Genomic DNA, 12,717 nt, shown 5'->3' with positions numbered 1-12,717 from the left:
TTGAAACCTCGGTTGCTGCAAAAACGTGTCATGCACCTATGTAGGCCTTGCGCACCTGCGCATTGTTCAGCAGTTCCTCGCGCCCGCCCTCCATCACGATGCGGCCTTGTTCGATGACGTAGGCGCGGCTGGCGATGTTCAGCGCCGCATAGGCGTTCTGCTCGGCCAGCAGCACCGTGGTGCCGGCCTTGTTGATGCGGGCGATGATCTCGAACATCTGCTTGACCACCAGCGGCGCCAGTCCCAGCGACGGCTCGTCGAGCAGCAGCGCCTTCGGGCGGCCCATCAGGGCGCGGCCGATCGCCACCATCTGCTGCTGGCCGCCGCTCAGCGACCCCGCCGGGCTGTCCTTCTTCTCGTGCAGGATCGGGAACAGCTCGAACACCTCGTCCAGCGTGCGCTGGGTGCCTTTGCTGTCGCCGCGGTGGACGTAGGCGCCCAGGGTCAGGTTCTTCAGCACCGACATGCCGGGGAAGAGCTTGCGGCCTTCCGGGCAGTGGATCAGGCCGTCCGCCACGATCTGCGAAGGCTTGCGGCCGACCAGGTTCTGCGAGCCGAAGCGGATCGTGCCCGAGGAAGCCTTGTTCAAGCCGCTCATGGTGAGGAAGATCGAGCTTTTGCCGGCGCCGTTCGAGCCGAGCAGCACCACCAGTTCGCCCTCGTCGGCGTGCAGGCTGACGTCGTGCAGCGCACGGAAGCTGCCGTAGGAAAGGTTGACCTTGTCGAGTTTAAGCATGTTCGCTCCCCAGGTAGGCTTCGATCACGACCGGGTTGGCGCGGATCTCGGCGGGCGTGCCCTCGGCGATGCGCTCGCCGTAGTTCAGCACCAGGATGCGGTCGGCCAGGTTCATGATCATGTCCATCTTGTGTTCGATCAGGCAGACCGTCAGGCCGCTGTCGGCCATCTTCCGGATCAGGCGCGCCAGCCCTTCGGTCTCCTCGGGATTGACGCCGCCGGCCGGCTCGTCCAGCAGCAGCAGGATCGGGTCGGTCGACAGCGCCAGGGCAAAGGCGACGCGCTTCCTTTCTTCCTGCGAGATGTCGCCGGCGATGCGCGACTCGATGTGCGACAGGCCGACGAAGTCGAGCGCGGCGCGCGCCTTTTCGCGGCAGCGGCGTTCTTCCTCCTTTAAACGGCGGGTGCCGAGCACGGCGTCGACCAGGGTCGAGCCGGTGCGCAGGCGGTGGCCGACGATCAGGTTGTCGAGCACGGTGGCGGTGTCGAACAGGGTCGTGGTCTGGAAGGTGCGCGCCATGCCGAGGCGCGCGACCTGGTCGGCGCGCAGGCCGGTGACGTCCTTGCCGTCGAAGAGCACCTTGCCCGAGGTCGGCGCGATCGCGCCGCTGATCAGGTTGAAGAAAGTGGTCTTGCCGGCACCGTTCGGTCCGATGATGGCGTTGATGGTGCCGCGCTCGCATTGCGCGCTGACGTCGTTGACGGCGGCCAGGCCGCCGAAGCGCTTGGTCAGGTGTTCGATCTTAAGCATGCTTGGCTCCTCCCTTCGGTGCGGCCACGGCTGCGGATGCGGGGGCCGCCGGGGTCGATGCAGGTGGCGCAGCCGGCGCGCGCATCGCCGCTTTCCTGCGCTGGCGGTTCATGTAGGTGCCGACGACGCCGTGCGGCAGGAAGATGACGAGCAGGACCAGCACCGGGCCGAACACGACGAAGCGGTACTCCTGCAGGAACTGCAGGTACTGGGTCAGCCACGGCACGGAAATCGCACCGAGCAGCGGGCCGAGCAGGGTGCCGATGCCGCCGACCAGCATGTACATGGTCATGTCGAAGGTGTGTTCGACGCTGGCCACGCCCGGGCCGAGGAAGCGCACGTAGCCGGCGTACAGGCCGCCCGCCATGCCCGAGAAGAACACCGACAGCATAAAGGCGAGCAGCTTGTTGCGCATCAGGTTGATGCCCAGCGCCTGGGCCAGTTCGTCGCCGTTGCGGATCGCCATGAAGGTACGGCCCAGCAGCGAGTGGACGATGCGGTGCATGATCCACAGGCTGGCGACCAGGAAGAACAGCACCAGGTAGTACTGGGTGCGCGGTTCGGAGAAGTCGAGCGAGCCGATGCTCTCCGGCGCCGGGATGCCCATGATGCCGACCGTGCCGTGGGTGAAGCTTTCCCACTTCTCGATGACCAGGTACATGATGTAGCCCACGCACAGGGTGAAGATCGAGAAGAAGTGGGTCTTCAGGCGCAGCGACACGATCCCGACGAAGAAGCCGAGGGCGGCCGATACCACGCCCGACAGGGCAAAGGCGACCCAGAACGAGACGCCGTAGTCGACCGTCAGGATGCCGACCGTGTAGGCGCCGACCGCCATGAAGCCGCTGTGGGCCAGGTTGTACTGGCCGGTGTAGCCGGTGATCAGGTTCAGGCCGATGGTGGCGATCGCGTAGATGTAGGCGGTCGACATCACGGTCAGGTGGTAGTCGTTACCGGCCAGGAAGGGGAAGGCCAGGGCCAGCACCAGCAGCAGGCCCCAACCGAGCTTTGCGTTGAACAGTTTCATCAGTGTGCCCCTTTCGCGAACAGGCCCTGCGGACGCAGCGACAGGATCAGCACCAGCAGGGCGAAGGCGATGATGTCCTTGTAGTCGGTCGAGATGTAGAAGGCGCCGAAGGCTTCGGCGAAGCCGATGATCAGGCCGCCGACAATCGCCCCTGGCACGCTGCCCATCCCGCCCAGCACGATGATGACGAAGGCCTTGGTGATGACCAGGTGTCCCATCGAGGTATAGACCAGGTTGATCGGCGCGTACAGCACGGCCGCCATCCCTGCCAGGGCGCCGGCGATGGCGAAGGTGAGCATGGCGACGCGGGTGGCGTCGATGCCGACCAGGGCCGCGCCCTCGCGGTTCTGGGCCATGGCGACGATGGTGGCGCCGGTCACGGTCTTCTTCAGGAACAGCTGCAGCAGCACGACGAGCAGGAAAGCGGCAGCGATGATCAGCAGGCGCTGGGCCGGCATGGTCAGGCCGCCGAAGGTGAGGATCTCGTTGTAGGGCGTGGCCATGCGGTGGAAGTCGGCGCCCCAGATGGCCTGGGCGCCGGCTTCCAGGAACAGCAGGATGCCGATCGAGGCGATCATGTGGTGCAGGTAGGGCGCTTTGCGCAGCGGGTGGAAGACCAGGCGCTCGGACAGCACCGAGATCAGGGCCACGGTGACGGCGGCGCCGAGCATGCCCCACCAGTAGTTCAGGCCGAGCTTGTCAATGATGAAGAAGGCCGAGTAGGCGCCGGCCATGTAGAAGGCGCCGTGCGCGAAGTTGGGCACGTGCAGGATGCCGTACACCAGCGTGAGCCCCAGCGCGACGAGGCTGTAGACGCCGCCCAGGGTGAGTCCGTTCAGGACCTGTTGCAGGAAAAGCTCCAAAATCTGTCTCCGTTATCTTATATGTGTAGTGCTTTGGATGCCGTGCGAAGGGACGAAACTTAGTCGAACATGATCACCCCTCGTGCATTGCGTCCTTCGGCCAGGTCGGCAAAGGCCTGCGGCGCTTCCTCGATGCGGTAGCGGCGCGTGATCAGTTCGTCGAGCTTCAGGCGCTTGGCGCGATACAGGGCCAGGAGGCGCGGGAAGTCCTGGCGCGGGCGGGCCGAGCCGAAGTAGCTGCCGGTGAGCGTCTTTTCCTCGAAGGTCAGGCTGCCGGTGCGCACCGTGGTCGTGTCCTTCGGGTGCGCCACGCCGACCGCGACCGCCTTGCCGCCCTTGGCCAGCACGGCATAGGCCTGGGCCACGATGTCGCCCTTGCCGACGCATTCGAAGGCGTAGTCGGCGCCGCCGCCGGTGAGCTTGCGCAGGGCCTTGACCAGGTCGGGCGTGGCGGCATTCATGGTGTGGGTCGCGCCGAACTCCTGCGCCAGCGCGAGCTTGGCGTCGGACATGTCGACCGCGACGATCATCGCGGCGCCGGCGATGCGGCAGCCCTGGATCGCGTTCAGGCCGACGCCGCCGCAGCCGAAGACCACGGCGATCGAGCCCGGCTCCACCTTCGCAGTGTTGGTCGCCGCGCCGACGCCCGTCATGACGCCGCAGCCGACCAGGCAGGCGCGGTCGAGCGGCACGTCCTGGGCGATCTTGACCACGTTATCGACGTGCAGCGTGGCGTATTCGGCCATCACGCCGCAGCCGGAGAAGATATTGATAGGCTGGCCGTCGAGGCCGCGCGTGCGCACCGTGCCGTCGGGCAGGGAGATCGCGGCCTTGGCGGCCTGGTCGCACAGTTGCGGGCGGCCGGTCTGGCACCAGCGGCACTTGCCGCACATGCTCACAAAAGAACTGAGCACGTGGTCGCCGACCGCGTATTCGCTCACGCCGTCGCCGACGGCGACGATCACGCCCGCGCCTTCGTGCCCGAGCACGAGCGGGGCGGGCATCGGGATCGTGCCGTTGGTGGCGGACAGGTCGCTGTGGCAGATGCCGCAGGCCGCCATCTTGATCATCACCTCGCCGCGCCGCGGGAATTCGACCTCGATCTCCTCGACCACCACCGGTTCCCCGGTGGTGCGGCAGACCACGGCCTTGGCGCGCTGGTACCTGGTTTCGTTCATGAAGCCATCCTCCTTGGTTGATTGCGTGCCAGTCAGGCGCGGCGCGGCATCCCGGCGGGCGGGAATGGGGTGGTGGATGGGGAAGCGGACGGGTGACCCCGGCCGTATGAGGTGACATGCAATGTGACGTGCAATACGGCGTGCAGTGCGTCATCCAATGCGTCGTGCGGTCCGTTCGTGCTCGACAAAACCTGAGCTCTCAACATGCTTCTGACTCCTGTGCGCGGGTTCCGGGGAACCCATGGGTATTCAGATCATTCGTTTTGCTAGGTGAAACAAAGCGGTGTAAAATGGAACGAAAAAAGAATACGACACTTTTGCATCGGTAGCAACGGTTAGTTCATCAGCAGGGCGCGGCGCCCTCCATCGATGATCTCCGTGCCGCGCCAGGGTGCCGCTGACCTGGACCTGGAAACGCTATGCAGAACGGTTCAACCAGTTTGCCATGCGAAATCGATCTCGGAAAGAGTCTTTGGCTCGATCGCAAAAGAATTCGCGCATTCGTATTCTTTTTCCTGCCGCGTTTGTCGCGGTACTTCAACTGGGGTAAGCCATGCAAGCAGCTGAGATGAACCGCAATGCCGACGAGTCCGAGACAGGCGAGGGCCTGGACGCGTCGAAGAACAACGAGGACCGCTACTACATCACGGCCCTCGCACGCGGGCTCGAGGTGTTGGCCTGCTTCCGCTCGGCCGACAAGGGCCTGACCAACCACCAGATCGCCGAACGCTGCGGCCTGCCGAAGTCCACGGTCACGCGCATCACCTACACGCTGACGCGGCTCGGCTACCTGGTGCAGGAAACGGGCGGGCGCCACATGCTCGGCACCGCCACCCTGGGCCTGGGCAGCGCCATGCTGGCGCGCCTCGACATCCGCCAGCTGGCGCGGCCGATGATGCAGGAGTTGGCCGATTTTTCCGGCACCACGGTCTCGATCGCGATGCGCGACCGGCTGTCGATGATCTACGTCGAGGTCTGCCGCAGCACGGCGGCGTTGTCGCTGTCGCTGCAGGTCGGCTCGCGCATGCCGCTCGCCATCTCGGCCATCGGCCGCGCCTACCTGGTCAAGGCCTCGGAACAGGAACGCAAGGACATCCTCAGCCGCGCGCTCGAGCTCGACGAAATGGCCTTCACCTCCATGAAGGACGGGCTGGAACGCGGCCTGCGCGACTACCAGCAGTACGGCTGCACCACCTCCTTCGGCGAATGGCAAAAGGATGTCAACGGCATCGCGGTCGGCTTCTTTCCGATCGGCGGCAGCCAGCTCATGTCGATCAACTGCGGCGGGCCGTCGTCGAGCGTATCGACCGAATTTTTGCTGAACGAGGTCAGGCCGCGGCTGATCGAGATTGCGTCGCGCCTGGAGTCGTGAGCAGGCGGCTCATCCACCTTTTCGTCTTTCGGGATATAACCATGTCCTCTCGTTCAAATAACCGTCACCGTGCCCCGATCCTGGCCGTCGTGCTTGCGCTTGGCGGAGGCGGGGTGGCATGTCCGAGGCCGATTTCGTCGCCCTCGGACCTTGCATTTGCCGAAGAGATGGAGATCGCTTGCGCCAGGACCCGCCCGCACCAGGCAGCGGAATTCGAGAAAAAGAAGCGCGCATTGCTTGCTGCGTCGCATGAGCAGGTCGAGCAGGCCAGGGCCGCTCGGCAGTATGAGACCTTCCGCGGTTTCGCGCGTACGGTGCTCGAGCAACTGGGGGACGAGCTGCCGGCCGCTTGCGACAAATTCCTGACGCAGGACGATAAGGACGATAAGGCCGGAACGGCAGGGCGCCAGGGTGTATCTGGCTGAACGACGGGGAGCTCCACGCGTGGGCACGGGGCGCCCACCCTACTATTGTCATGCGCTAGCTGAACGCGCGAACGGCACCCGTCCACTCTGCTGGCGGAGCCCAAACGGCTTGAATTCAGTCAGATAGACCCTGCTCCGGCCTCCGGGCACGCATGCAACCACGGTACGGGTCGCCGGTCCCGGCCGCTGCCTTGCCGCCAACGCTCGCTGCGTTCTCAGTACCCCGCCGCCAGCTGCTCCGGCGTCAAGGCATTCATCACCGCGAACACCCCGCTCGCGCGCAGGATGCGTTTCGCTCCCACCTGCAGGAAGCAGTTGGCAAAGGCGACGCGTCCGCCCAGCTTCTGGATATCGACGTGGGCCTCGACCCAGTCGCCGGGGCGGGCGGCGTCGACGAAGTCGGTGCTGAGGTTCACCGTCACGAAGGAGTGACGCCCTTCGCAATGCATGGTCAGGCCCAGGCCGAGCGCCGAATCGGCCAGGCTGGTGAGCATGCCGCCGTGGGCGATGCCGCGCATGTTGGTATGCTGTTCGGTGATGCGCATGGCGATGATGGTGGTGCCGTTCTCGCGCTTGCAGTACAGATCCCCCAGGTTGGCCATGTAGGGGCCGCCGCGTTTCAGGCGTTCGAAGCCTGGCGGCACGTGCGTGTTCTTGTCGTGTGATGTCATGGTTAAACCTGTGTGTGCCGTTTTAAACTCGGCATGTTGATTTTGCACAGTAAAACACGGCGCTGCATGTGTCAACCCTGTGAGGTAGCGCGCGACTGCGTCCGTTTCGCCCAGCGGACCGGGCGTTTACTTCCATTTTCTCGACTGCTACACTCGCTCGGAGTAAAACTTGGTTTTACTGTGCGGTACAATCCCATAAAAACAGGAGACATATGGCTTTCCAGTTTTCCGAGCGCGCCCGCGAGCTGCAGCGGCGCGTCAAGCATTTCATCGACACCGAGATCGTCCCCCAGGAGGCCGCCTACAAGGAAGAAGTCGACGCCGCCCGCCGGGCCGGCAATGCCTTTATCGTGCCGCAGACCATGGAGCGCCTGAAGGCCAAGGCCAAGGAAGCCGGCCTGTGGAACCTGTTCCTGCCCGAGTCCGGGCACGGCGCCGGCCTGTCCAACCTCGAATACGCCCCGCTGTGCGAACTGATGGGCCGGGTGCCGATCGCCTCCGAAGTCTTCAACTGCTCGGCGCCCGATACCGGCAACATGGAAACCCTGGTGCGCTACGCGTCGCCGGCGATCCAGGCGACCTGGCTGGAACCGCTGCTGGCCGGCGAGATCCGCTCGGCCTTTGCCATGACCGAGCCGGACGTGGCGTCGTCGGATGCGACCAACATCACGGCCAGCATCGTGCGCGACGGCGACGAGTACGTGATCAACGGGCGCAAGTGGTTCACCTCGGGTGCGGCCGACCCGCGCTGCAAGGTGATGATCTTCATGGGCAAGACCGACCCGGATAACCCGGAGCGCCACCGCCAGCAATCGATGATCGTGGTGCCGATCGATACCCCGGGCGTGACCATCGTGCGCGACATGCACGTCTTCGGCTACGACGATGCGCCGCACGGCCACGCCGAGGTCCTGTTCGAGAACGTGCGCGTTCCGCTCGACCACATCCTGCTCGGCGAAGGCCGCGGCTTCGAGATCGCCCAGGGCCGCCTGGGGCCGGGCCGCATCCACCATTGCATGCGCCTGATCGGGCGCGCCGAGATGGCGCTGGAGGCGATGTGCCGACGCACCCTCGAGCGCGTCGCCTTCGGGCGCAAGGTTGCCGACCAGGGCGTCTGGCGCGAGCGCATCGCCGAGTCGCGCATCCTGATCGACCAGGCGCGCCTGATGGTCCTGAATGCCGCCCATATGATGGACACGGTGGGCAACAAGGTGGCGGCGCGCGAGATCGCGATGATCAAGGTGATCGCGCCGAACATGGCCTGCAAGGTGATCGACTGGGCGATCCAGGCCCACGGCGGCGCCGGCGTCAGCCAGGACTTCGGCCTGGCCCAGGCCTATGCCAGCGCCCGTTCGCTGCGCCTGGCCGACGGCCCGGACGAAGTGCACCGCAACGCCATCGCCAAGCTGGAGCTGGCGCAATATCGCTGAACTAGTCGCTGAAGTTACCGCTGAAGTTACCGCTGCAGTCAAGGCTGACCTTAGCGCTGAACACAAGAGCAGAAGAGCGGCGCGAAGCCGCCTCCACACCACAGGAGACAAGATGTCGGAGCGCCACTTCCCATTCTGGCCCACGGGCCTGCCGCGGCACCTGAGCGTGCCGCAGACGAATTTGTACTACAACCTCGAGGTGTCGACGACCCGCTACCCGGACAAGACCTTCGCCATCTACTACGACACGCCGATCAGCTACAGCGAGTTCAAGGACGAGGTCGACGCCATCGCCGGCTTCCTGCAGGCCGAGTGCGGCGTGGGGCAGGGCGACCGGGTGCTGCTCTACATGCAGAACAGCCCGCAGTTCATCCTCGCCTACTACGCCATCCTGCGCGCCAACGCGGTGGTGGTGCCGGTCAACCCGATGAACCTGACCGAGGAACTGCGCCATTACGTCAGCGATACCGGCGCCTCCACCATCTTCGCGCCCCAGGACCTGGTCGAGCAGGTGCGGCCGCTGGTGGGCGAAGGCGGCCTGCGCCACGTCGTGGTTGCCGCCTATTCCGACTACATCGAGCGCGACACCGACCTCAAGGTGCCGGACTTCGTCGCCGCCCCGCGCCGCGCGATCGAGGGCGAGGGCATGGTGCTGTGGAGCGACATGCTGGCGCGCGGCTGCCGCCCGGGTCCGCTGACGGCCGGCCCGGACGACCTGTGCTGCATGCCCTACACCTCGGGCACCACCGGCAATCCGAAGGGTTGCATGCATACCCACCGCAGCGTGATGTACAACACGGTGGCCGGCGTGCAGTGGTTCGGCGCCCAGCAGGATTCGATCGCCCTGTGCGTGCTGCCATTCTTCCACGTGACCGGCATGCAGGGCGGCATGAACGGCTCGATCTTCATCGGCGGCACCGTGGTCATCCTGTCGCGCTGGGACCGCGACACGGCGGCCGAGTGCATCCGGCGCTATCAGGTGAATTCGACCCAGCTGATCTCGACCATGGTGGTCGACATGCTGTCTAGCCCGCGCGTGGCAGAATACGATTTGTCGAGCATCCGGCGCATGAGCGGCGGCGGCGCCGCGATGCCGGACGCGATCGCGCAGCGCATGCAGGACCTGATGGGAGTGAAGTACGTCGAGGGCTACGGCATGTCCGAAACCATGGCGCCGACCCACATCAACCCCGGCGAGCGGCCCAAGAAGCAGTGCCTCGGTATTCCGATCTGCGACGTCGACGCACGCGTGGTCGACCCCGACACCATGCGCGAACTGGCGGTGGGCGAGGTCGGCGAGATCGTCGTGCACGGGCCGCAGGTGATGCAGGGCTACTGGAACAATCCGCAGGCGACGAACGAGACCTTCGTCGAGATCGACGGCAAGCGCTTCTTGCGCACCGGCGACCTGGGACGGGTCGACGAGGACGGCTACTTCTTCATGGTCGACCGCCTGAAGCGCATGATCAACGCCTCCGGCTACAAGGTCTGGCCGGCCGAGGTCGAGTCGCTGATGTACCGGCACCCGGCGATCCGCGAGGTGTGCGTGGTGGCGGCGCAGGACGAGCGCCGCGGCGAGACGGTGAAGGCGGTGGTGGCGCTGAAGGACGGCTTCGCCGGCAGCGTCAGCGAAGAGGACATCATCGCCTGGGCGCACGAGAACATGGCCGCCTACAAGAGCCCGCGCATCGTGGAGTTTCGCGAGGCCTTGCCGAAGTCCGCGACGGGCAAGGTGCAATGGCGCGACCTGCAGGGGAAGCGGGAGGCGATGGCTGGATGACCCCGCCCCGCGCATCATGCGGTAACAATGAAAAAAGCCGGCTGGGCGCAAACCCAGCCGGCTTTTTCTCGTCCATGAGGAGCGATCAGAACATGTGCATGACGCCCACGGTCAGGCGGTTCGCCGAATCGCTGCCGACGGAGACGAAGCCCTGCGCCAGGTTGATGTCGGTGGCCGACACGATGCGGTCGGTCGCAGCGTGGCCGTACGAGAAGTAGGCGGTGCTGCGCTTGCTCAGCGCGTAGCGGGTGATGAAGATGTACTGCTGCGAGTCGTCCTTCACGTCGCCCGAGCGGCGGGTGTTGTAGAAGGCGCCGGTCAGGGTGATGGCCGGTGCCACCGGGAAGTCGACGCCGGCGCCGAAGACGCTGATCTTGCGGCCGGTGCTGTCGAGCTTGTTCTCCGAATAGGTCGACTTCAGCACGGCGCGCGACATGGTGTACTTGACGCCGATCGCATGCGAGTGCAGGAGGTCGGGACTGACCGCGAGGTTCGTCGGGTTGTTCTTCATGCGGGCATAGGCGCCGTACAGGTTCAGCGGACCGGCATTGTAGAAGGCCGAGGCGCCCACGTAGGAGTTGCGCTGCGAATCGCCCGCCTGCTCGCCGAAGGCGCGCATCAGCGCGAAACCGAAACCGCTGAAGGACGGCGAGACGTAGCGGATCGAGTTGTTCTGGCGCAGCGCGGTGCCGCTGCCGTTGGCGCCGTAGGCGCCGTAGACGCCGGCGTGGTTCATCGCGGCGAACAGCACGTTCGGGCTGGTGGCGGCGAAGGCCAGGCCCATCGGGTCGGCCATGCCGACCGACAGCACGCCCAGGATGTTCTGGCGGCCGAAGTCGAGCGAGCCGAAGTTGCCGGTCAGGCCGACGGTGGCTTCGCGGTCGAACAGGCTGGTGGTCGAGGGGTTGCCGGTGGGGACGCCGGCGCCGCCGGTGTCGTTGAGCAGGGTGCCTTCCAGGCCGAAGCGGGCCTTCAGGCCGCCGCCCAGGTCTTCCACGCCCTTGAAGCCCCAGCGCGACACCTGCATCTGGCCGGCTTCGACCGTGGTGCGGCCGCCGTTCGGGCCGTCATTGTTCACGTGGGTGATGCCGGCATCGACGATGCCGTAGATGGTGACGCTGGTTTGCGCCGACGCGGCGGACATGCAGGCGCAGAGCGCGGCCATGGCGATGATGTGCTTCTTCACAGATGCTGTCTCCTCATTTTTATGATGCTCGGCCCCGGCGAGGCCGAACGCACTAGAGCTGCATAGCGGCACTGTTTCTCTTGGTGGAACTCAGCCGTCTATAGTGAAACTCTATTTTCATGTGACAACACTGTCAACAATTATTAATGGGTAATTGGCAGGGCTGGAGGGCGCCGCGTTGTTTTGTCTCCTTGCATCCACATGCGAGGTAAATAGCAGCTAAAAAGCGGGGAAAAGACGGGAAAATCGTTCTGCTGTGCGAAACCGCACGACGATGTGTCGACCCGCGCACAGCGGGTGTGCGCGGCGTTCGCGCCGGACGCGCCGGCCGGCGGCATTCAGGCCGGGTGCGCGGCGAGGAACTCGCTTGCCAGGCGCAGGATGCGCGCCGGTTGTTCGCGATGGGGAACGTGGAAGGCGCCGCCGATGATCTCGACGCGGGCACCGGCGCCGGCGAGGCGGGCGATGGTGGCGGGATGGCGCGCCGTGCCGAATTCGTCGTGCTCGCCATGCAGGGCGAGCACCGGACAAGCCACTTGCGGCAGCACGTCCGCCAGCGACCAGTCGCGAAACGCCGGGGAGAGCCAGGTCTCGGTCCAGGCTGTGAGCACCCAGCGCGCCTTGTCTCCGTGATAGCGCACCAGGCGCTCGAAGCGGGCCGGATCCTCGAAGCCGCTCTTCGCTTCCCGGATCCCGGCCAGGGTGCGCTCTTCGACAAAGGCCTGGGCCGACTCGGTGACCAGGGCGAGGCACTGCTCCGGATGGCGCGCCGCGCAGTGCACGGCCATGCCGCCGCCGACGCTGTGGCCGAAAGCGGCGAAGCGGCCGAAGTCCAGTTCCCGTTGCAGCGCCGGCAGCGCGGCCTCGGCTTCGTCGGCGACGAATCCTGGGGTCAGGCTGCCGCGGCGCGGGTCGGAACGGCCGAAGCCGAGGCGGTCGTAGGCGATCACGCGGCGGCCGGTGGCGGCGGCGAGGGCGGCCGGGAAGTCGCGCCACAGTTCCACGCAACCGAGGGAATCGTGGAACAGGACGATGGGCGCGGCGGCGGCGCTACCGGCAAGCTGCCAGCTGCGCACGAACAGGCGGCCCTGGGGAATATGGACGAAGCGATCGGTGACCTGGACGGGGGCTTGCTCGGTTGGTGGCATGGATCGTGGAGGAGTGGGGCGGACGAGCGCGCGACGCCTCGATCATACCGCACGGGATGCCCGGGCGGCAGGCGGCATGGAGCAGGGCAGGGAGCAGGGCAGGGAGCAGGGACAGGGGCAGGGGCAGGGACAGGGGCAGGGCGGTACGCT

The 12,717-nt window shown here is 65.8% G+C and carries 12 protein-coding genes; 4 read left to right on the top strand and 8 right to left on the bottom strand.

Going from position 1 to position 12,717, the window contains the following annotated elements:
• Positions 1 to 28 precede the first annotated feature (28 nt).
• Genes ACFOPH_RS07220 through ACFOPH_RS07200 form a run of 5 tightly spaced genes read right to left on the bottom strand, consistent with a single transcriptional unit; the run spans position 29 to position 4,555 of the window.
• Positions 29 to 736, bottom strand: a complete 708-nt coding sequence (locus ACFOPH_RS07220; protein WP_379734435.1) for an ABC transporter ATP-binding protein — start codon at positions 734 to 736, stop codon at positions 29 to 31.
• On the bottom strand, positions 729 to 1,487 hold the full coding sequence (locus ACFOPH_RS07215; protein WP_312549381.1) for an ABC transporter ATP-binding protein: 759 nt from the start codon (positions 1,485 to 1,487) through the stop codon (positions 729 to 731). The genes ACFOPH_RS07220 and ACFOPH_RS07215 overlap by 8 nt, the downstream gene beginning before the upstream one ends.
• Positions 1,480 to 2,514: a branched-chain amino acid ABC transporter permease gene (locus ACFOPH_RS07210; RefSeq protein ID WP_312549382.1), complete on the bottom strand. Its 1,035-nt coding sequence runs from the start codon at positions 2,512 to 2,514 to the stop codon at positions 1,480 to 1,482. Before ACFOPH_RS07210 ends, ACFOPH_RS07215 begins: the two co-directional genes overlap by 8 nt.
• Positions 2,514 to 3,377 (bottom strand): branched-chain amino acid ABC transporter permease, encoded by an 864-nt coding sequence (locus tag ACFOPH_RS07205; protein WP_312549383.1) that lies wholly within the window; start codon positions 3,375 to 3,377, stop codon positions 2,514 to 2,516. Before ACFOPH_RS07205 ends, ACFOPH_RS07210 begins: the two co-directional genes overlap by 1 nt.
• Positions 3,378 to 3,436: 59 nt before the next feature.
• Complete coding sequence (locus ACFOPH_RS07200; RefSeq protein WP_312549385.1) at positions 3,437 to 4,555, bottom strand: Zn-dependent alcohol dehydrogenase; 1,119 nt, start codon at positions 4,553 to 4,555, stop codon at positions 3,437 to 3,439.
• A gap of 568 nt (positions 4,556 to 5,123) precedes the next feature.
• On the opposite strand from ACFOPH_RS07200, the gene ACFOPH_RS07195 reads away from it, so the two are divergent.
• Positions 5,124 to 5,927 carry an IclR family transcriptional regulator gene (locus ACFOPH_RS07195; RefSeq protein ID WP_312549411.1) on the top strand — a complete coding sequence of 268 codons (804 nt, stop codon included), beginning with the start codon at positions 5,124 to 5,126 and terminating at the stop codon, positions 5,925 to 5,927.
• Between the two features lie 41 nt (positions 5,928 to 5,968).
• The gene (locus tag ACFOPH_RS07190; protein WP_379734431.1) at positions 5,969 to 6,352 is read left to right on the top strand and encodes a hypothetical protein; all 384 of its coding nucleotides are present in this window, start codon (positions 5,969 to 5,971) and stop codon (positions 6,350 to 6,352) included.
• Positions 6,353 to 6,567: 215 nt separating this feature from the next.
• Here ACFOPH_RS07190 and ACFOPH_RS07185 read toward each other — a convergent pair whose 3' ends face one another.
• The gene (locus ACFOPH_RS07185; RefSeq protein ID WP_312549388.1) at positions 6,568 to 7,023 is read right to left on the bottom strand and encodes a PaaI family thioesterase; all 456 of its coding nucleotides are present in this window, start codon (positions 7,021 to 7,023) and stop codon (positions 6,568 to 6,570) included.
• Positions 7,024 to 7,235: 212 nt separating this feature from the next.
• Between ACFOPH_RS07185 and ACFOPH_RS07180 the strand changes: the two genes are divergently transcribed.
• Both ACFOPH_RS07180 and ACFOPH_RS07175 read left to right on the top strand, forming a co-directional pair.
• A complete protein-coding gene (locus tag ACFOPH_RS07180) occupies positions 7,236 to 8,453 on the top strand; it encodes an acyl-CoA dehydrogenase family protein (RefSeq protein ID WP_379734429.1) in 1,218 nt (405 codons plus the stop codon).
• 112 nt (positions 8,454 to 8,565) lie between these two features.
• A complete protein-coding gene (locus tag ACFOPH_RS07175) occupies positions 8,566 to 10,233 on the top strand; it encodes a long-chain fatty acid--CoA ligase (protein ID WP_312549390.1) in 1,668 nt (555 codons plus the stop codon).
• Positions 10,234 to 10,318: 85 nt separating this feature from the next.
• Here the strand turns inward: ACFOPH_RS07175 and ACFOPH_RS07170 are convergent, their stop codons facing one another.
• Positions 10,319 to 11,419: a porin gene (locus ACFOPH_RS07170; protein ID WP_312549391.1), complete on the bottom strand. Its 1,101-nt coding sequence runs from the start codon at positions 11,417 to 11,419 to the stop codon at positions 10,319 to 10,321.
• A gap of 338 nt (positions 11,420 to 11,757) precedes the next feature.
• Positions 11,758 to 12,567 carry an alpha/beta fold hydrolase gene (locus tag ACFOPH_RS07165; protein ID WP_312549392.1) on the bottom strand — a complete coding sequence of 270 codons (810 nt, stop codon included), beginning with the start codon at positions 12,565 to 12,567 and terminating at the stop codon, positions 11,758 to 11,760.
• Positions 12,568 to 12,717: the final 150 nt, after the last annotated feature.

This window comes from Massilia haematophila (assembly GCF_042647645.1).
Classification (GTDB): Bacteria; Pseudomonadota; Gammaproteobacteria; order Burkholderiales; family Burkholderiaceae_D; genus Telluria; species Telluria haematophila.
This window is presented reverse-complemented; position numbering and strand designations above follow the sequence as displayed.

What these genes read in the sequence shown, in the direction of transcription:
- ACFOPH_RS07220 (WP_379734435.1), bottom strand. Translation starts at nt 736, where the DNA reads ATGCTTAAACTCGACAAGGTCAACCTTTCCTACGGCAGCTTCCGTGCG.
- ACFOPH_RS07215 (WP_312549381.1), bottom strand. Translation starts at nt 1,487, where the DNA reads ATGCTTAAGATCGAACACCTGACCAAGCGCTTCGGCGGCCTGGCCGCC.
- ACFOPH_RS07210 (WP_312549382.1), bottom strand. Translation starts at nt 2,514, where the DNA reads ATGAAACTGTTCAACGCAAAGCTCGGTTGGGGCCTGCTGCTGGTGCTG.
- ACFOPH_RS07200 (WP_312549385.1), bottom strand. Translation starts at nt 4,555, where the DNA reads ATGAACGAAACCAGGTACCAGCGCGCCAAGGCCGTGGTCTGCCGCACC.
- ACFOPH_RS07195 (WP_312549411.1), top strand. Translation starts at nt 5,124, where the DNA reads ATGAACCGCAATGCCGACGAGTCCGAGACAGGCGAGGGCCTGGACGCG.
- ACFOPH_RS07190 (WP_379734431.1), top strand. Translation starts at nt 5,969, where the DNA reads ATGTCCTCTCGTTCAAATAACCGTCACCGTGCCCCGATCCTGGCCGTC.
- ACFOPH_RS07185 (WP_312549388.1), bottom strand. Translation starts at nt 7,023, where the DNA reads ATGACATCACACGACAAGAACACGCACGTGCCGCCAGGCTTCGAACGC.
- ACFOPH_RS07180 (WP_379734429.1), top strand. Translation starts at nt 7,236, where the DNA reads ATGGCTTTCCAGTTTTCCGAGCGCGCCCGCGAGCTGCAGCGGCGCGTC.
- ACFOPH_RS07175 (WP_312549390.1), top strand. Translation starts at nt 8,566, where the DNA reads ATGTCGGAGCGCCACTTCCCATTCTGGCCCACGGGCCTGCCGCGGCAC.
- ACFOPH_RS07165 (WP_312549392.1), bottom strand. Translation starts at nt 12,567, where the DNA reads ATGCCACCAACCGAGCAAGCCCCCGTCCAGGTCACCGATCGCTTCGTC.